This window comes from Streptomyces cyaneochromogenes (assembly GCF_003963535.1).
Lineage (GTDB): Bacteria > Actinomycetota > Actinomycetes > Streptomycetales > Streptomycetaceae > Streptomyces > Streptomyces shaanxiensis.
On record NZ_CP034539.1, the window covers coordinates 6,062,168 to 6,078,885 of the forward strand.

Genomic DNA, 16,718 nt, shown 5'->3' on the forward strand with positions numbered 1-16,718 from the left:
AACCGATGAGCACTGTTGACATCCTTTCGCCGGCGGGCGACAAGGCCGGTTCCGTCGAGCTCCCCGCGGAGATCTTCGACGTAGAGAAGATCAGCGTTCCGCTGCTTCACCAGGTCGTCGTCGCGCAGCTGGCCGCGGCCCGTCAGGGCACGCACAAGACCAAGACGCGTGGCGAGGTCCGTGGTGGTGGCAAGAAGCCTTACCGCCAGAAGGGCACCGGTCGCGCCCGTCAGGGCTCGACCCGCGCGCCGCAGTTCGCCGGTGGTGGCGTCGTGCACGGTCCCGTGCCGCGCGACTACTCGCAGCGGACCCCGAAGAAGATGAAGGCCGCGGCCCTGCGCCACGCCCTCACCGACCGGGCCCGCAACAACCGCATCCACGTCGTCTCCGGCGTCATCGAGGGCGAGACCCCGTCCACGAAGGCCGCCAAGTCGCTGTTCGGCAAGATCTCGGAGCGCAAGAACCTGCTCCTGGTCGTCGAGCGCGCCGACGAGGCCGCGTGGCTGTCCGCCCGCAACCTGCCCCAGGTCCACATCCTGGAGCCGGGCCAGCTGAACACGTACGACGTTCTCGTCTCGGACGACGTGGTCTTCACCCAGGCCGCGTTCGAGTCCTTCGTGTCTGGCCCCAAGGCCGCTGACACCGAAGGGAGCGAGGCCTGATGGCTACGCGTCACCCGAGCATTGCCTCCAAGGCTGCGAAGGCCGCCAAGGCCGCGCGCGTCGCCAAGGCGCGTCGCCACGCCGCAGAGGGCAAGAACACCGTCGTCACCCCGGCCAGCAAGGCGTACACGGACCCCCGTGACGTGCTGCTGAAGCCGGTCGTGTCGGAGAAGAGCTACGCGCTCCTGGACGAGAACAAGTACACGTTCATCGTCGACCCGAACGCCAACAAGACCCAGATCAAGCAGGCCGTCCAGGCGGTCTTCTCGGTCAAGGTCACCGGGGTCAACACGATCAACCGCCAGGGCAAGCGCAAGCGGACCCGTACCGGCTTCGGCCAGCGTGCGGCGACCAAGCGCGCGATCGTGACCCTCGCCGAGGGCGACCGTATCGACATCTTCGGCGGTCCGACCGCCTAAGGGCGGTCCGGATCGTCCGATATCGGACGAGGACTGAGAAATGGGAATCCGCAAGTACAAGCCGACTACGCCGGGCCGTCGTGGTTCCAGCGTCGCCGACTTCGTCGAGGTCACGCGGTCCACGCCGGAGAAGTCGCTGGTCCGCCCCCTGCACAGCAAGGGCGGCCGTAACAACGCCGGTCGTGTGACCGTTCGCCACCAGGGTGGCGGACACAAGCGCGCCTACCGAGTGATCGACTTCCGTCGTCACGACAAGGACGGCGTGCCGGCGAAGGTCGCGCACATCGAGTACGACCCCAACCGCACCGCGCGCATCGCGCTGCTGCACTACGCCGACGGCGAGAAGCGCTACATCCTCGCCCCGCGCAACCTGCAGCAGGGTGACCGCGTCGAGAACGGTCCCGGGGCCGACATCAAGCCGGGCAACAACCTGGCGCTGCGCAACATCCCGGTCGGTACCACGATCCACGCGATCGAGCTCCGTCCCGGTGGCGGCGCCAAGTTCGCCCGCTCCGCCGGTGCCTCCGTGCAGCTGCTCGCGAAGGAGGGCCAGATGGCCCACCTGCGCATGCCCTCCGGTGAGATCCGCCTGGTCGACGTGCGCTGCCGCGCCACCGTCGGCGAGGTCGGCAACGCCGAGCAGAGCAACATCAACTGGGGTAAGGCCGGCCGCAAGCGCTGGCTGGGCGTCCGCCCGACCGTTCGCGGTGTGGCGATGAACCCGGTTGACCACCCCCACGGTGGTGGTGAGGGCAAGACCTCCGGTGGTCGCCACCCGGTCAGCCCCTGGGGTCAGAAGGAGGGTCGTACTCGTTCGCCGAAGAAGGCTTCGAACAAGTACATCGTCCGCCGCCGCAAGACGAACAAGAAGCGCTAGGAGCGGGTTTAGATGCCGCGCAGTCTCAAGAAGGGGCCCTTCGTCGACGAGCACCTCGCCAAGAAGGTGGATGCTCAGAACGAAGCCGGCACCAAGAACGTCATCAAGACCTGGTCCCGTCGCTCCATGATCGTGCCGGCCATGCTCGGCCACACGCTCGCGGTGCACAACGGCAAGACCCACATCCCGGTGTTCGTCACCGAGTCGATGGTCGGCCACAAGCTCGGCGAGTTCTCGCCGACGCGCACCTTCCGGGGCCACGTCAAGGACGACCGGAAGTCGAAGCGCCGCTAGTAGCGGATCGCATTCAGACACGTAAGTAACTGAGAGGGACAACCATGGAAGCCAGGGCCCAGGCGCGGTACATCCGCGTTACGCCCATGAAGGCCCGCCGCGTGGTGGACCTTATCCGTGGCATGGATGCCACGGAGGCTCAGGCTGTTCTGCGATTCGCTCCGCAGGCAGCCTCCGTGCCGGTCGGCAAGGTGCTCGACAGCGCCATTGCCAACGCCGCGCACAACTACGACCACACGGACGCCTCCTCGCTGGTCATCAGCGAGGCGTACGTCGACGAGGGCCCGACCCTGAAGCGGTTCCGTCCGCGTGCCCAGGGCCGTGCCTACCGGATCCGCAAGCGGACCAGCCACATCACCGTGGTCGTCAGCAGCAAGGAAGGAACCCGGTAATGGGCCAGAAGGTAAACCCGCATGGGTTCCGGCTCGGTGTCACGACCGACTTCAAGTCGCGTTGGTACGCCGACAAGCTGTACAAGGACTACGTCAAGGAAGACGTCGCCATCCGTCGGATGATGACGTCCGGCATGGAGCGCGCCGGTATCTCGAAGGTTGAGATCGAGCGCACCCGTGACCGTGTCCGCGTGGACATCCACACCGCGCGTCCGGGCATCGTCATCGGCCGCCGTGGCGCCGAGGCCGACCGCATCCGCGGTGACCTCGAGAAGCTCACGGGCAAGCAGGTCCAGCTGAACATCCTCGAGGTCAAGAACCCCGAGACCGACGCTCAGCTGGTTGCCCAGGCCGTTGCCGAGCAGCTCTCCTCCCGCGTCTCCTTCCGTCGGGCCATGCGCAAGAGCATGCAGTCCGCCATGAAGGCCGGCGCCAAGGGCATCAAGATCCAGTGCGGCGGCCGCCTCGGTGGCGCCGAGATGTCCCGCTCGGAGTTCTACCGCGAGGGCCGCGTGCCCCTGCACACGCTCCGCGCGAACGTGGACTACGGCTTCTTCGAGGCCAAGACGACCTTCGGCCGCATCGGTGTGAAGGTCTGGATCTACAAGGGCGATGTCAAGAACATCGCCGAGGTCCGCGCCGAGAACGCTGCGGCCCGTGCGGGTAACCGCCCGGCCCGTGGTGGTGCCGACCGCCCGGCCCGTGGTGGCCGTGGTGGCGAGCGGCGCGGTCGCAAGCCGCAGCAGGCTGCCGGCGCCGAGGCCCCCAAGGCCGAGGCTCCCGCGTCCGCTCCGGCTGAGAGCACCGGAACGGAGGCCTGACCGACATGCTGATCCCCCGTAGGGTCAAGCACCGCAAGCAGCACCACCCGAAGCGCCGTGGTCAGGCCAAGGGCGGTACGACGGTTGCGTTCGGCGAGTACGGCATCCAGGCCCTCACGCCGGCGTACGTGACCAACCGCCAGATCGAGGCGGCCCGTATCGCGATGACCCGCCACATCAAGCGTGGCGGCAAGGTCTGGATCAACATCTACCCGGACCGCCCGCTGACGAAGAAGCCTGCCGAGACCCGCATGGGTTCCGGTAAGGGTTCGCCGGAGTGGTGGATCGCGAACGTTCACCCGGGTCGGGTGATGTTCGAGCTGTCCTACCCGAACGAGAAGATTGCGCGTGAAGCTCTGACTCGTGCGGCCCACAAGCTGCCGATGAAGTGCCGGATCGTCAAGCGCGAGGCAGGTGAAGCGTGATGTCGGCCGGTACCAAGGCGTCCGAGCTGCGCGAGCTGGGCAACGAGGAGCTTCTGGCGAAGCTCCGCGAGGCCAAGGAAGAGCTGTTCAACCTCCGCTTCCAGGCGGCGACGGGTCAGCTCGAGAACCACGGTCGGCTCAAGGCCGTCCGTAAGGACATCGCGCGGATCTACACCCTGATGCGTGAGCGCGAGCTGGGCATCGAGACGGTGGAGAGCGCCTGATGAGTGAGAGCAACGTGACTGAGCAGACTGCAGAGGCCCGCGGCTTCCGCAAGACCCGTGAGGGTCTCGTCGTCAGCGACAAGATGGACAAGACCGTCGTCGTCGCTGTCGAGGACCGCGTCAAGCACGCGCTGTACGGCAAGGTCATCCGCCGTACCAACAAGCTCAAGGCGCACGACGAGCAGAACGCCGCGGGTGTCGGCGACCGTGTCCTCCTCGCGGAGACCCGGCCGCTGTCCGCGACGAAGCGCTGGCGCGTCGTCGAGATCCTCGAGAAGGCCAAGTAATTTCCTGCGGGGCCAATCCCGCAGGTCAGTTCCGCCAGGCTCGGCAGGGGCGCTCGTACTGAGGCCCCTGCCGGGAACCGGCAGACAAACAGGAGATAGACGTGATCCAGCAGGAGTCGCGACTGCGTGTCGCCGACAACACTGGTGCGAAGGAGATCCTTTGCATCCGTGTGCTCGGTGGCTCCGGTCGCCGCTACGCGGGCATCGGTGACGTCATCGTCGCCACCGTCAAGGACGCGATCCCCGGTGGCAACGTGAAGAAGGGTGACGTCGTCAAGGCGGTCATCGTTCGCACCGTCAAGGAGCGCCGCCGTCCGGACGGCTCGTACATCCGCTTCGACGAGAACGCCGCCGTCATTCTGAAGAACGACGGCGACCCTCGCGGCACCCGCATCTTCGGCCCGGTCGGCCGTGAGCTGCGCGAGAAGAAGTTCATGAAGATCATCTCGCTCGCGCCGGAGGTGCTGTAAGCATGAAGATCAAGAAGGGCGACCTGGTCCAGGTCATCACCGGCAAGGACAAGGGCAAGCAGGGCAAGGTCATTGCCGCTTACCCGCGCGACGAGCGCGTCCTGGTCGAGGGTGTCAACCGGGTCAAGAAGCACACCAAGGCCGGCCCGACCGCTCGCGGTTCCCAGGCCGGCGGCATCGTCACGACCGAGGCGCCGATCCACGTCTCCAACGTCCAGCTGGTCGTTGAGAAGGACGGCAACAAGGTCGTCACGCGTGTCGGTTACCGCTTCGACGACGAAGGCAACAAGATCCGCGTTGCCAAGCGGACGGGTGAGGACATCTGATGGCTACCACCACCACTCCGCGTCTGAAGACGAAGTACCGCGAGGAGATCGCGGGCAAGCTGCGTGACGAGTTCAGCTACGAGAACGTCATGCAGATCCCCGGCCTCGTCAAGATCGTGGTCAACATGGGTGTGGGCGACGCCGCCCGCGACTCCAAGCTGATCGAGGGCGCCATCCGCGACCTCACCACGATCACCGGTCAGAAGCCGGCCGTCACCAAGGCCCGCAAGTCCATCGCGCAGTTCAAGCTGCGTGAGGGCCAGCCGATCGGTGCCCACGTCACGCTCCGTGGCGACCGCATGTGGGAGTTCCTGGACCGCACCCTGTCGCTCGCGCTGCCGCGCATCCGCGACTTCCGTGGTCTGTCCCCCAAGCAGTTCGACGGCCGTGGCAACTACACCTTCGGTCTCACCGAGCAGGTCATGTTCCACGAGATCGACCAGGACAAGATCGACCGCACCCGGGGTATGGACATCACCGTGGTGACCACGGCGACCAACGACGCTGAGGGCCGCGCGCTCCTTCGTCACCTCGGCTTCCCCTTCAAGGAGGCGTGAGCGAGATGGCGAAGAAGGCTCTGATCGCGAAGGCTGCTCGCAAGCCCAAGTTCGGCGTGCGTGGCTACACGCGCTGCCAGCGTTGTGGCCGTCCCCACTCCGTGTACCGCAAGTTCGGCCTGTGCCGCGTGTGCCTTCGTGAGATGGCTCACCGTGGCGAGCTGCCGGGCGTGACCAAGAGCTCCTGGTAATCCCCTTATTTAGGGATTCCAGAGGCTCTCGGTAAGCACTGGGCGTGTCAGGTGCCCTCCTCTCCATGGCTTAGGCTTGGAGGGTTGGGCGCCTGACGGTCGCCCGTACGACTTACTACGCCGTAGGTCCACCGCGCCGCACCCGTCCCGTCTCGGATCGGGGAGAGGGATGGCGCACCAGGAAACCCCGGCGAGAGAGGCCGAAGGCCAATTCATGACCATGACTGATCCGATCGCAGACATGCTTACGCGTCTGCGGAACGCGAACTCGGCATACCACGACTCCGTGACGATGCCGGCATCGAAGATCAAGTCGCACATCGCGGAGATCCTCCAGCAGGAGGGCTTCATCACGGGCTGGAAGGTCGAGGACGCCGAGGTCGGCAAGAACCTCGTCCTGGAGCTGAAGTTTGGCCCCAACCGTGAGCGCTCCATCGCGGGCATCAAGCGGATCTCCAAGCCCGGTCTCCGGGTGTACGCGAAGTCCACCAACCTGCCGAAGGTGCTCGGCGGCCTCGGCGTGGCGATCATCTCCACGTCCCACGGGCTCCTCACCGACAAGCAGGCCGGCAAGAAGGGCGTGGGTGGGGAAGTCCTCGCCTACGTCTGGTAGCGGAAGGGAACGGAGGAAACAGCTATGTCGCGTATTGGCAAGCTCCCCATCACGGTTCCCGCCGGCGTGGACGTCACCATCGACGGCCGTACGGTCTCGGTCAAGGGCCCCAAGGGCACGCTGACCCACACCGTTGCCGCGCCGATCGACATCGCCAAGGGTGAGGACGGCGTCCTGAACGTCACCCGCCCCAACGACGAGCGTCAGAACAAGGCCCTGCACGGCCTGTCCCGCACGCTGGTGGCGAACATGATCACCGGCGTGACCCAGGGTTACGTGAAGAAGCTCGAGATCAGCGGTGTCGGTTACCGCGTGACGGCCAAGGGTTCGAACCTGGAGTTCGCTCTGGGCTACAGCCACCCGATCACCGTCGAGGCCCCCGAGGGCATCACCTTCAAGGTGGAGGCCCCCACCCGGTTCTCGGTCGAGGGCATCGACAAGCAGAAGGTCGGCGAGGTTGCGGCCAACATCCGCAAGCTGCGCAAGCCCGACCCGTACAAGGCCAAGGGCGTCAAGTACGAGGGCGAAGTCATCCGCCGCAAGGTCGGAAAGGCGGGTAAGTAAGCCATGGCATACGGACAGAAGATCCTCAAGGGCGACGCCTACAAGCGCGCCGCGATCAAGCGCCGTCACATCCGGATCCGCAAGCGGATCAACGGTACGGCGGAGCGTCCGCGTCTGGTCGTGACCCGTTCCAACCGCCACATCGTGGCCCAGGTGATCGACGACCTCAAGGGTCACACCCTTGCGTCGGCGTCCACCCTGGACACCTCGATCCGCGGTGGCGAGGGCGACAAGTCCGCGCAGGCCAAGCAGGTCGGCGCCCTGGTCGCCGAGCGTGCCAAGGCCGCGGGCGTCGAGGCTGTCGTATTCGACCGTGGTGGCAACCAGTACGCCGGGCGCATCGCCGCCCTGGCGGACGCCGCCCGCGAAGCCGGGCTCAAGTTCTGAGCCGCTTCCGTAGCTAGCGGAAAAAGAGAGAGGTAATTCCAATGGCTGGACCCCAGCGCCGCGGTGGCGGTGCCGGTGGCGGCGAGCGGCGGGACCGGAAGGGCCGTGACGGCGGCGCAGCTGCCGCCGAGAAGACCGCTTACGTTGAGCGCGTTGTCGCGATCAACCGTGTCGCCAAGGTTGTGAAGGGTGGTCGTCGCTTCAGCTTCACCGCGCTGGTCGTGGTGGGCGACGGTGACGGCACCGTGGGTGTCGGTTACGGCAAGGCCAAGGAGGTGCCGGCCGCCATCGCCAAGGGTGTTGAGGAGGCCAAGAAGCACTTCTTCAAGGTCCCCCGTATCCAGGGCACCATCCCGCACCCGATCCAGGGTGAGAAGGCTGCCGGCGTCGTGCTGCTCAAGCCCGCGTCGCCCGGTACCGGTGTTATCGCCGGTGGTCCGGTGCGTGCCGTGCTCGAGTGCGCCGGTATCCACGACATCCTGTCGAAGTCGCTCGGCTCCGACAACGCGATCAACATCGTGCACGCGACCGTGGAGGCCCTCAAGGGCCTGCAGCGTCCCGAGGAGGTCGCGGCCCGCCGTGGTCTGCCGCTCGAGGACGTCGCCCCCGCGGCTCTTCTCCGTGCGCGTGCCGGGGCGGGTGCGTAATCATGGCGCAGCTCAAGATTACGCAGGTCAAGTCCTACATCGGCAGCAAGCAGAACCACCGTGACACCCTGCGCTCCCTTGGTCTCAAGGGCATCAACACGCAGGTCGTCAAGGAGGACCGCCCCGAGTTCCGCGGCATGGTGCACACCGTCCGCCACCTCGTGACGGTCGAGGAGGTCGACTGATCATGGCGGAGCAGAACCCGCTCAAGATCCACAACCTCCGTCCCGCCCCGGGCGCCAAGACCGCCAAGACCCGTGTCGGTCGTGGTGAGGCGTCGAAGGGTAAGACGGCCGGTCGTGGTACCAAGGGTACGAAGGCTCGTTACCAGGTTCCGGAGCGCTTCGAGGGTGGCCAGATGCCCCTCCACATGCGTCTTCCGAAGCTGAAGGGCTTCAAGAACCCGTTCAAGACCGAGTTCCAGGTCGTGAACCTCGACAAGCTGGCCGCGCTGTACCCCGAGGGTGGCGAGGTCACCGTCGAGGGTCTCGTGGCCAAGGGTGCCGTTCGCAAGAACAGCCTCGTCAAGGTCCTCGGCCAGGGCGAGATCTCCGTGGCGCTGCAGGTGACGGTCGACGCCGTCTCCGGCTCCGCCAAGGAGAAGATCACCGCCGCCGGCGGCACCGTCACCGAGCTCGTCTGAACACATCAGGCGTCTCGATGACTTGAGCGATCCCGACCGGGGATACCCCACAAATGGGGTATCCCCGGTTGGTCGTTCCAAGGGGGGCAGTCTCGCCGGTATGGTGGCCTGCACTGCCCACTTTTACGGAGTGCTTCTTATGGGGCACTCTGAGCGGCAGTTGACCGTTAGCTAAGTCGTTCCTATTAGTCGAACCTCAAGACCGTCACCCTTGACGCAGTAGCGCGGGGGTCGCAGGAGGCACCGTGCTCACCGCGTTCGCCCGGGCGTTCAAGACGCCCGACCTGCGCAAGAAGCTGCTCTTCACGCTCGGCATCATCGTGATCTACCGGATCGGTACACACATCCCGATCCCCGGCGTCGACTACAGGGCCGTCCAGATCTGCATCGATCAGGCGAACGCCAACCAGGGCCTCTTCGGTCTGGTCAACATGTTCAGTGGCGGCGCTCTGCTTCAGATCACGATCTTCGCGCTCGGCATCATGCCGTACATCACGGCGAGCATCATCCTTCAGTTGCTGACCGTGGTGATCCCGCGCCTGGAAGCCCTCAAGAAGGAGGGTCAGGCCGGTACCGCGAAGATCACCCAGTACACCCGGTACCTGACCGTGGCGCTCGCCATCCTTCAGGGCACCGGCCTGGTGGCCACCGCCCGCAGCGGCGCGCTCTTCCAGAACTGCCAGGTCGCCAGCCAGATCGTGCCGGACCGCTCGATCTTCACCACCGTCGTGATGGTCATCACCATGACCGCCGGTACGGCCACCGTCATGTGGCTCGGTGAGCTCATCACCGACCGCGGCATCGGCAACGGCATGTCGATCCTGATGTTCATCTCGATCGCCGCGACCTTCCCGTCGGCCCTGTGGTCCATCAAGCAGCAGGGTGACCTGGCGGGCGGCTGGATCGAGTTCGGCACCGTCATCGCCGTCGGTCTGTTCATGGTCGGCCTGGTGGTCTTCGTCGAGCAGGCTCAGCGCCGTATTCCGGTCCAGTACGCGAAGCGCATGATCGGCCGCCGGTCCTATGGCGGCACGTCGACGTACATTCCGCTGAAGGTCAACCAGGCGGGCATCATCCCTGTGATCTTTGCCTCGTCGCTGCTCTACATCCCGGCACTGATCGCGCAGTTCGCCGGTGGAAACTCCGGCTGGAAGACCTGGATCGAGGCGAATCTCGCGCAGACGGACGCGCCGCTGCACATCGTCCTCTACTTCTTCCTGATCATCTTCTTCGCTTTCTTCTACGTGGCTATCTCGTTCAACCCCGAGGAAGTCGCGGACAACATGAAGAAGTATGGTGGCTTCATCCCGGGCATCCGGGCTGGCCGACCGACCGCTGAGTACCTTTCCTATGTGCTCAACCGGATCACTTGGCCGGGCTCGCTGTACTTGGGTCTGATCGCTCTCGTGCCGACGATGGCGTTGGCTGGTTTCGGGGCAAACCAGAACTTCCCGTTCGGCGGGACCAGCATCCTGATCATCGTGGGTGTCGGTCTCGAGACCGTGAAGCAGATCGAGAGCCAGCTCCAGCAGCGCAATTACGAAGGGTTCCTCCGCTGATGCGTATCGTCCTCGTCGGGCCGCCGGGTGCCGGTAAGGGAACGCAGGCCGCGTTCCTCGCCAAGAACCTGTCGATCCCGCACATCTCCACGGGCGACCTGTTCCGCGCCAACATCAGCCAGCAGACGGAGCTCGGGAAGCTCGCGAAGTCCTACATGGACGCGGGCAACCTGGTGCCGGACGAGGTCACCATCGGGATGGCCAAGGACCGCATGGAGAAGCCGGACGCCGAGGGTGGCTTCCTGCTGGACGGGTTTCCGCGCAATGTGTCCCAGGCCGAGGCGCTCGACGAGATGCTCCAGTCCGAGAACATGAAGCTGGACGCGGTGCTGGATCTCGAGGTCCCCGAGGAAGAGGTCGTCAAGCGGATCGCCGGGCGGCGCATTTGCCGCAAGGACTCCAGCCACGTCTTCCACGTCACGTACAGCCGGCCGAAGCAGGAGGGTGTCTGCGACGTCTGCGGCGGCGAGCTGTACCAGCGGGACGACGACTCCGAGGAGACCGTCCGCACGCGGCTGGAGGTCTACCACACGCAGACCGAGCCGATCATCGACTACTACAAGGCGCAGGGGCTGGTCGTCACCATCTCCGCGCTCGGCAAGGTCGAGGAGGTCACGGCGCGCGCCATGGAGGCGCTCAAGCGTGACGAGGACGGCAAGTAGGAGCTTTCTCAGCTCGTACGTAGCTCAGGCCGCGGTTCCCTGTGAGGGGGCCGCGGCTGCTGCGTGGGGTGGGGCGTGCCGGCTCCGCCCTTATGGTTGAAGCAGTCCCCTCTATCCAGCCCAAGAAAGGCCCCCGTCCCCATGGTGCAGATCAAGAGCCCCGAGCAGATCGCCAAGATGCGTGAGGCGGGGCTGGTCGTCGCCGCCATTCACGCGGCCACGCGCGAGGCCGCTGTGCCGGGGGCCAGCACCAAGGATCTGGACGAGGTCGCGCGGAAGGTGCTCGCCGAGCACGGGGCCAAGTCGAACTTCCTCGGCTACGGCGGGTTCCCGGCGACCATCTGCACCTCGGTGAACGACGTCGTGGTGCACGGCATCCCGTCCGAGGACGTCGTCCTCAAGGACGGCGACATCATCTCCATCGACTGCGGCGCGATCATCGACGGCTGGCACGGCGACGCCGCGTACACCGCCTTCGTGGGCTCCGGGCACGCTCCGGAGCTGATCGAGCTCTCCCGGGTGACCGAGGAGTCGATGTGGGCGGGCATCGCGGCGATGAAGCAGGGGAATCGCCTGGTCGACATCTCCCGCGCGATCGAGACGTACATCCGCCGGCAGCCGAAGCCCGGCGGTGGCAAGTACGGGATCATCGAGGACTACGGCGGCCACGGCATCGGCACCGAGATGCACATGGATCCGCATCTGCTGAACTACGTCGAGAAGCGGCGGGGGAAGGGGCCGAAGCTGGTTCCGGGCTTCTGCCTGGCGATCGAGCCGATGGTGTCCCTGGGTACCCCGAAGACGGAGGTCCTGTCGGACGACTGGACCGTGATCACGACGGACGGTACGTGGTCGTCGCACTGGGAGCACTCCGTCGCGCTGACCGCGGAGGGGCCGCTCGTGCTCACGGCTCCTGACGCGGGTAAGGCGAAGCTGGCGGAGTACGGGATCACTGCGGCGCCGGATCCGTTGGGCTGAGGCCCGCGCCCCTGCGCGGCGCTTAACGATCTGCCTGCTGGGGCAGACTTCCCCGATTCGTCTTTCCGGGGGCGCTGACGTAGACTGACTCGTCGGCTCTCGTGCACCCGCATGCCTGCATGCGCCCGTAAGGGACGCAAGGGAGTCGATCAAGGTAGTCGATTCCGAAGGGCGAAGCGTGGCCAAGAAGCAAGGTGCCATCGAGATCGAGGGCACTGTCGTCGAGTCTCTGCCGAACGCCATGTTCAAGGTCGAGCTCCAGAACGGCCACCAGGTCCTGGCACACATCAGCGGCAAGATGCGCATGCACTACATCCGCATCCTCCCTGACGACCGGGTCGTGGTGGAGTTGTCTCCGTACGACCTGACGCGTGGCCGGATCGTCTACCGGTACAAGTAGATCTTGCCCGCGCCCCGGGCCTCCCGGGGTGATGGCACTGACCCGGAGAACCTCACCCAATGAAGGTCAAGCCGAGCGTCAAGAAGATCTGCGACAAGTGCAGGGTGATCCGCCGTCACGGTCGGGTCATGGTCATTTGCGAGAACCCGCGCCACAAGCAGCGCCAGGGCTGACCGCACGACCGCCTTTCTGCATTCGCAGTACTTCGCGCGACGCGAGCTGAATATGTTCATACGCAGAACCCAGGCGCTTCGGTGTCTGACACCCCCGGTTCGGAGGCCGGGGACCCAGTTCGTACCTGGTACGGCGGCTGGGAGTCGGTTCTGCGGAAGACCTCCGAAGATCACCAGGAGCCATTGAATGGCACGCGTTTCCGGTGTTGACATCCCGCGCGACAAGCGCGTGGAGGTCGCCCTCACCTACGTGTTCGGCATCGGCCGGACCCTTTCGCAGAAGACGCTGGCCGAGACCGGCGTCGACCCGAACACCCGCGTTCGCGACCTCTCCGAGGAGCAGCTCGTCGCGATCCGCGAGTACGTGGACAACAACATCCGCACCGAGGGTGACCTCCGTCGCGAGATCCAGGCCGACATCCGCCGCAAGGTCGAGATCGGCTGCTACCAGGGTCTGCGCCACCGCCGTGGCCTGCCCGTCCGCGGTCAGCGCACCAGCACCAACGCCCGCACCCGCAAGGGCCCGCGTCGCGCCATCGCCGGCAAGAAGAAGCCGGGCAAGAAGTAGTCCACAGCGGACTTCGCCGTCCAGCGGTCTTCGCTGTAGGACCGACCACCTCCCGTAGGAGTACAGATGCCCCCCAAGGGTCGTCAGGGCGCTGCCAAGAAGGTGCGCCGCAAGGAAAAGAAGAACGTCGCTCACGGCCACGCGCACATCAAGAGCACGTTCAACAACACGATCGTCTCCATCACGGACCCGTCCGGCAACGTGATCTCCTGGGCCTCCGCCGGCCACGTCGGCTTCAAGGGCTCCCGGAAGTCCACGCCGTTCGCCGCGCAGATGGCCGCCGAGTCGGCTGCCCGCCGCGCCCAGGAGCACGGCATGCGCAAGGTCGACGTGTTCGTGAAGGGTCCGGGTTCGGGTCGTGAGACCGCGATCCGCTCCCTGCAGGCCACGGGCCTCGAGGTCGGCTCCATCCAGGACGTCACCCCGACCCCGCACAACGGCTGCCGTCCGCCGAAGCGTCGTCGCGTCTGACGTACGGCTGCTTCGCGCAGGCTTGGTTTCGGGCGGTACGGCTCTTCGGGGGCGTATCGCCCGTACCCTTGCAGTACCCGTCCCTTTTGCCGGGGGCGGTTCCGTCGGACGTCAAATAGCGGGCGTCCACGAAAGAAGGATCTGATCCACACATGCTGATCGCTCAGCGTCCCTCGTTGACCGAAGAGGTCGTCGACGAGTTCCGCTCCCGGTTCGTGATCGAGCCGCTGGAGCCGGGCTTCGGTTACACCCTCGGCAACTCCCTCCGCCGCACCCTCCTGTCGTCGATCCCCGGCGCTGCTGTCACCAGCATCCGCATCGACGGTGTCCTGCACGAGTTCACCACCGTGCCGGGCGTCAAGGAGGACGTCACCGACCTGATCCTCAACATCAAGCAGCTGGTCGTCTCCTCGGAGCACGACGAGCCGGTCGTGATGTACCTGCGCAAGCAGGGCCCGGGTCTGGTCACCGCCGCCGACATCGCGCCGCCGGCCGGTGTCGAGGTGCACAACCCCGACCTCGTCCTCGCCACGCTCAACGGCAAGGGCAAGCTGGAGATGGAGCTCACGGTCGAGCGTGGCCGTGGTTACGTCTCCGCCGTGCAGAACAAGCAGGTGGGCCAGGAGATCGGTCGTATCCCGGTCGACTCCATCTACTCGCCGGTTCTGAAGGTCACGTACAAGGTCGAGGCCACGCGTGTCGAGCAGCGCACCGACTTCGACAAGCTGATCGTCGACGTCGAGACCAAGCAGGCGATGCGTCCGCGTGACGCCATGGCCTCTGCCGGTAAGACGCTGGTCGAGCTGTTCGGGCTGGCCCGTGAGCTCAACATCGACGCCGAGGGCATCGACATGGGCCCGTCCCCCACGGACGCCGCCCTTGCCGCTGATCTGGCGCTGCCGATCGAGGAGCTGGAGCTCACCGTTCGGTCGTACAACTGCCTCAAGCGTGAGGGCATCCACTCGGTGGGTGAGCTCGTGGCGCGTTCCGAGGCCGACCTCCTCGACATTCGCAACTTCGGTGCGAAGTCCATCGACGAGGTCAAGGCGAAGCTGGCGGGTATGGGCCTGGCGCTCAAGGACTCCCCGCCCGGATTCGACCCGACCGCTGCGGCGGACGCGTTCGGCGCGGACGACGACGCGGACGCGGGCTTCGTGGAGACCGAGCAGTACTAAGCGCTCCGCGGGGAGGCCGTACTGCGTCTGCGGGCCGGTTGTGGCTGGTCGCGCAGTTCCCCGCGCCCCTTCCAGGCCCCTTCGGGGGCCTGGATCTCCGACGGGCGACCGCCCGCTCGGATACTGACCCCGGTACCTGACACGGCCGGGGCAGACACCTAGGAGAAACACCATGCCGAAGCCCGCCAAGGGTGCCCGTCTGGGCGGCAGCGCCGCGCACGAGAAGCTGCTCCTCGCGAACCTCGCGAAGTCGCTGTTCGAGCACGGCCGTATCACCACCACCGAGGCGAAGGCCCGCCGTCTGCGGCCGTACGCCGAGCGTCTGATCACCAAGGCGAAGAAGGGTGACCTTCACAACCGCCGTCAGGTGCTCCAGGTCATCACGGACAAGGGCGTCGTCCACACGCTCTTCACCGAGATCGGCCCGCGGTACGAGAACCGTCCGGGTGGCTACACCCGTATCACCAAGGTCGGCAACCGCCGTGGCGACAACGCGCCCATGGCCGTGATCGAGCTGGTCGAGGCGCTGACCGTCGCGCAGCAGGCGACCGGTGAGGCCGAGGCCGCGACGAAGCGTGCCGCCAAGGACGCCGAGGCGCCGGCCGTTGAGGCGACCGAGGTCGACGTCACGAAGGCCGACGAGGCCGAGGAGTCCAAGGACGCGTAAGCGTCTGCGGGGTCCTGAGTATTCGGCGACTGCGGCTTGATCGTGGTTGCTCGCGCAGTTCCCCGCGTCCCTTACGGGGCGCTCAGCGGGCCCGTTCCCTTTCGAGGGGCGGGCCCGCTTTCGTGTACCTGAGAGGATCTCTACGTGAGTGATGAAGCAGCACCCGGTTACGTCCGCATCCGCCTTGACCTGTCCTACGACGGCAGCGACTTCCACGGGTGGGCCAAGCAGGCCGGTGGGAAGCGGACCGTGCAGGGGGAGATCGAGGACGCGCTGCGGACCGTCACGCGGTCGGGGGGTACGACGTACGAACTGACCGTGGCGGGCCGTACCGATGCCGGTGTGCACGCGCGGGGGCAGGTGGCGCATGTCGATCTGCCGGAGGCGGTCTGGCGGGAGCACCACGAGAAGTTGCTCAAGCGGCTCGCCGGGCGGTTGCCCAAGGACGTGCGGGTGTGGGCGCTCAGGGAGGCGCCCAGTGGGTTCAACGCGCGGTTCTCGGCCGTCTGGCGGCGGTATGCCTACCGCGTCACCGACAACCCGGGCGGTGTCGATCCGCTGTTGCGCAATCACGTCCTCTGGCACGACTGGCCCCTCGACGTCGACGCCATGAACGAGGCGGCGCGGGCGCTGCTCGGGGAGCACGACTTCGCCGCTTACTGCAAGAAGCGGGAGGGCGCCACCACCATCCGTACGCTGCAGCAACTGAGCCTGGTGCGGGGGGACGACGGGATCATCACCGCCACCGTTCGGGCCGACGCCTTCTGCCACAACATGGTGCGGTCGCTCATCGGGGCGCTGCTGTTCGTGGGGGACGGGCACCGGCCCGCCGACTGGCCGGGCAAGGTGCTGGCCGCCGGTGTGAGGGACTCCGCCGTGCATGTCGTACGGCCCCACGGGCTGACTCTCGAACAGGTCGGGTATCCCGCCGACGAGTTGCTCGCCGCCCGGAGCAGGGAGGCGCGTAACAGGCGGTCCCTGCCCGGGACGTCCGGATGCGAAACCTGTTAGTTACCTGACATTTGAGGTCAGATAGTGCTCATGTCGGGACTTACCCGGCGTAAGTCTGCTTGATGCCCCTTACGGCCTTCTTACCTCTCGTATAGCCTTTCGTCGCTCGGGCGACAGTTCGAGCTGCTCGGCCATTGTTCGAGAAATCGACATGGGGACGGCCGAGTAGAGGGTGGGGGTATCGGGCCTTATCCAGGCCCGGGGGTGGATTTTTCATGAGTTCAGTTGGTCCTGCGCGGACCGGGGGGCGCCGCG

The 16,718-nt window shown here is 66.1% G+C and carries 29 protein-coding genes; all 29 read left to right on the forward strand.

The window, feature by feature from the left end; all coding sequences use genetic code 11:
* Window positions 1-5: 5 nt before the first annotated feature.
* The 29 genes from rplD to truA all read left to right on the forward strand — a co-directional run bounded on the left by rplD (window position 6) and on the right by truA (window position 16,463).
* The gene (gene rplD, locus EJ357_RS27695; protein ID WP_126394269.1) at window positions 6-662 is read left to right on the forward strand and encodes a 50S ribosomal protein L4; all 657 of its coding nucleotides are present in this window, start codon (window positions 6-8) and stop codon (window positions 660-662) included.
* Window positions 662-1,081, forward strand: coding sequence for a 50S ribosomal protein L23 (gene rplW, locus EJ357_RS27700; RefSeq protein ID WP_093905265.1), 420 nt, complete (start codon window positions 662-664; stop codon window positions 1,079-1,081). Before rplD ends, rplW begins: the two co-directional genes overlap by 1 nt.
* A 40-nt stretch (window positions 1,082-1,121) precedes the next feature.
* Window positions 1,122-1,958 carry a 50S ribosomal protein L2 gene (gene rplB / locus EJ357_RS27705; RefSeq protein WP_059192905.1) on the forward strand — a complete coding sequence of 279 codons (837 nt, stop codon included), beginning with the start codon at window positions 1,122-1,124 and terminating at the stop codon, window positions 1,956-1,958.
* Between the two features lie 12 nt (window positions 1,959-1,970).
* Window positions 1,971-2,252: a 30S ribosomal protein S19 gene (gene rpsS, locus EJ357_RS27710; protein ID WP_093905264.1), complete on the forward strand. Its 282-nt coding sequence runs from the start codon at window positions 1,971-1,973 to the stop codon at window positions 2,250-2,252.
* A gap of 44 nt (window positions 2,253-2,296) precedes the next feature.
* Window positions 2,297-2,644 (forward strand): 50S ribosomal protein L22, encoded by a 348-nt coding sequence (gene rplV / locus EJ357_RS27715; protein ID WP_004571827.1) that lies wholly within the window; start codon window positions 2,297-2,299, stop codon window positions 2,642-2,644.
* The gene (gene rpsC, locus EJ357_RS27720) at window positions 2,644-3,465 is read left to right on the forward strand and encodes a 30S ribosomal protein S3 (protein ID WP_003998826.1); all 822 of its coding nucleotides are present in this window, start codon (window positions 2,644-2,646) and stop codon (window positions 3,463-3,465) included. The genes rplV and rpsC overlap by 1 nt, the downstream gene beginning before the upstream one ends.
* 5 nt (window positions 3,466-3,470) lie before the next feature.
* Window positions 3,471-3,890, forward strand: coding sequence for a 50S ribosomal protein L16 (gene rplP, locus EJ357_RS27725; RefSeq protein WP_004927269.1), 420 nt, complete (start codon window positions 3,471-3,473; stop codon window positions 3,888-3,890).
* Window positions 3,890-4,114, forward strand: a complete 225-nt coding sequence (rpmC, locus tag EJ357_RS27730) for a 50S ribosomal protein L29 (protein WP_003974259.1) — start codon at window positions 3,890-3,892, stop codon at window positions 4,112-4,114. Before rplP ends, rpmC begins: the two co-directional genes overlap by 1 nt.
* A complete protein-coding gene (rpsQ, locus tag EJ357_RS27735; protein ID WP_007384073.1) occupies window positions 4,114-4,401 on the forward strand; it encodes a 30S ribosomal protein S17 in 288 nt (95 codons plus the stop codon). The genes rpmC and rpsQ overlap by 1 nt, the downstream gene beginning before the upstream one ends.
* A 101-nt stretch (window positions 4,402-4,502) precedes the next feature.
* The gene (gene rplN / locus EJ357_RS27740) at window positions 4,503-4,871 is read left to right on the forward strand and encodes a 50S ribosomal protein L14 (protein WP_003998823.1); all 369 of its coding nucleotides are present in this window, start codon (window positions 4,503-4,505) and stop codon (window positions 4,869-4,871) included.
* 2 nt (window positions 4,872-4,873) lie between these two features.
* Complete coding sequence (gene rplX, locus EJ357_RS27745) at window positions 4,874-5,197, forward strand: 50S ribosomal protein L24 (protein WP_053674523.1); 324 nt, start codon at window positions 4,874-4,876, stop codon at window positions 5,195-5,197.
* Complete coding sequence (rplE, locus tag EJ357_RS27750; RefSeq protein ID WP_126394270.1) at window positions 5,197-5,754, forward strand: 50S ribosomal protein L5; 558 nt, start codon at window positions 5,197-5,199, stop codon at window positions 5,752-5,754. Before rplX ends, rplE begins: the two co-directional genes overlap by 1 nt.
* 5 nt (window positions 5,755-5,759) lie before the next feature.
* Entirely contained in the window at window positions 5,760-5,945 is a 186-nt protein-coding gene (locus EJ357_RS27755; protein ID WP_003948630.1) for a type Z 30S ribosomal protein S14, read from the forward strand.
* A gap of 214 nt (window positions 5,946-6,159) precedes the next feature.
* On the forward strand, window positions 6,160-6,558 hold the full coding sequence (rpsH, locus tag EJ357_RS27765) for a 30S ribosomal protein S8 (protein WP_007384075.1): 399 nt from the start codon (window positions 6,160-6,162) through the stop codon (window positions 6,556-6,558).
* Between the two features lie 24 nt (window positions 6,559-6,582).
* Window positions 6,583-7,122: a 50S ribosomal protein L6 gene (gene rplF / locus EJ357_RS27770; protein ID WP_030046383.1), complete on the forward strand. Its 540-nt coding sequence runs from the start codon at window positions 6,583-6,585 to the stop codon at window positions 7,120-7,122.
* Window positions 7,123-7,125: 3 nt separating this feature from the next.
* Entirely contained in the window at window positions 7,126-7,509 is a 384-nt protein-coding gene (gene rplR, locus EJ357_RS27775; protein WP_071364959.1) for a 50S ribosomal protein L18, read from the forward strand.
* Window positions 7,510-7,550: 41 nt separating this feature from the next.
* Window positions 7,551-8,156: a 30S ribosomal protein S5 gene (gene rpsE / locus EJ357_RS27780; RefSeq protein WP_015658456.1), complete on the forward strand. Its 606-nt coding sequence runs from the start codon at window positions 7,551-7,553 to the stop codon at window positions 8,154-8,156.
* 2 nt (window positions 8,157-8,158) lie between these two features.
* The gene (rpmD, locus tag EJ357_RS27785; RefSeq protein WP_003974250.1) at window positions 8,159-8,341 is read left to right on the forward strand and encodes a 50S ribosomal protein L30; all 183 of its coding nucleotides are present in this window, start codon (window positions 8,159-8,161) and stop codon (window positions 8,339-8,341) included.
* A 2-nt stretch (window positions 8,342-8,343) separates the two neighbouring features.
* A complete protein-coding gene (rplO, locus tag EJ357_RS27790) occupies window positions 8,344-8,799 on the forward strand; it encodes a 50S ribosomal protein L15 (protein WP_023547373.1) in 456 nt (151 codons plus the stop codon).
* Between the two features lie 245 nt (window positions 8,800-9,044).
* On the forward strand, window positions 9,045-10,358 hold the full coding sequence (gene secY, locus EJ357_RS27795; RefSeq protein ID WP_126394271.1) for a preprotein translocase subunit SecY: 1,314 nt from the start codon (window positions 9,045-9,047) through the stop codon (window positions 10,356-10,358).
* Window positions 10,358-11,020, forward strand: a complete 663-nt coding sequence (locus EJ357_RS27800) for an adenylate kinase (protein ID WP_126394272.1) — start codon at window positions 10,358-10,360, stop codon at window positions 11,018-11,020. Before secY ends, EJ357_RS27800 begins: the two co-directional genes overlap by 1 nt.
* A 141-nt stretch (window positions 11,021-11,161) precedes the next feature.
* Window positions 11,162-11,998, forward strand: a complete 837-nt coding sequence (gene map / locus EJ357_RS27805; RefSeq protein ID WP_126394273.1) for a type I methionyl aminopeptidase — start codon at window positions 11,162-11,164, stop codon at window positions 11,996-11,998.
* 178 nt (window positions 11,999-12,176) lie between these two features.
* Entirely contained in the window at window positions 12,177-12,398 is a 222-nt protein-coding gene (gene infA, locus EJ357_RS27810; protein ID WP_003948620.1) for a translation initiation factor IF-1, read from the forward strand.
* 59 nt (window positions 12,399-12,457) lie between these two features.
* Window positions 12,458-12,571, forward strand: a complete 114-nt coding sequence (gene rpmJ, locus EJ357_RS27815) for a 50S ribosomal protein L36 (RefSeq protein ID WP_003998809.1) — start codon at window positions 12,458-12,460, stop codon at window positions 12,569-12,571.
* A gap of 187 nt (window positions 12,572-12,758) precedes the next feature.
* Window positions 12,759-13,139: a 30S ribosomal protein S13 gene (gene rpsM, locus EJ357_RS27820; protein WP_126394274.1), complete on the forward strand. Its 381-nt coding sequence runs from the start codon at window positions 12,759-12,761 to the stop codon at window positions 13,137-13,139.
* A 66-nt stretch (window positions 13,140-13,205) separates the two neighbouring features.
* The gene (gene rpsK, locus EJ357_RS27825; protein ID WP_003956432.1) at window positions 13,206-13,610 is read left to right on the forward strand and encodes a 30S ribosomal protein S11; all 405 of its coding nucleotides are present in this window, start codon (window positions 13,206-13,208) and stop codon (window positions 13,608-13,610) included.
* Window positions 13,611-13,762: 152 nt separating this feature from the next.
* A complete protein-coding gene (locus tag EJ357_RS27830) occupies window positions 13,763-14,785 on the forward strand; it encodes a DNA-directed RNA polymerase subunit alpha (RefSeq protein ID WP_003966937.1) in 1,023 nt (340 codons plus the stop codon).
* 172 nt (window positions 14,786-14,957) lie between these two features.
* Complete coding sequence (gene rplQ / locus EJ357_RS27835) at window positions 14,958-15,452, forward strand: 50S ribosomal protein L17 (protein ID WP_126394275.1); 495 nt, start codon at window positions 14,958-14,960, stop codon at window positions 15,450-15,452.
* Between the two features lie 144 nt (window positions 15,453-15,596).
* Window positions 15,597-16,463: a tRNA pseudouridine(38-40) synthase TruA gene (gene truA / locus EJ357_RS27840; protein WP_126394276.1), complete on the forward strand. Its 867-nt coding sequence runs from the start codon at window positions 15,597-15,599 to the stop codon at window positions 16,461-16,463.
* Window positions 16,464-16,718 lie beyond the last annotated feature (255 nt).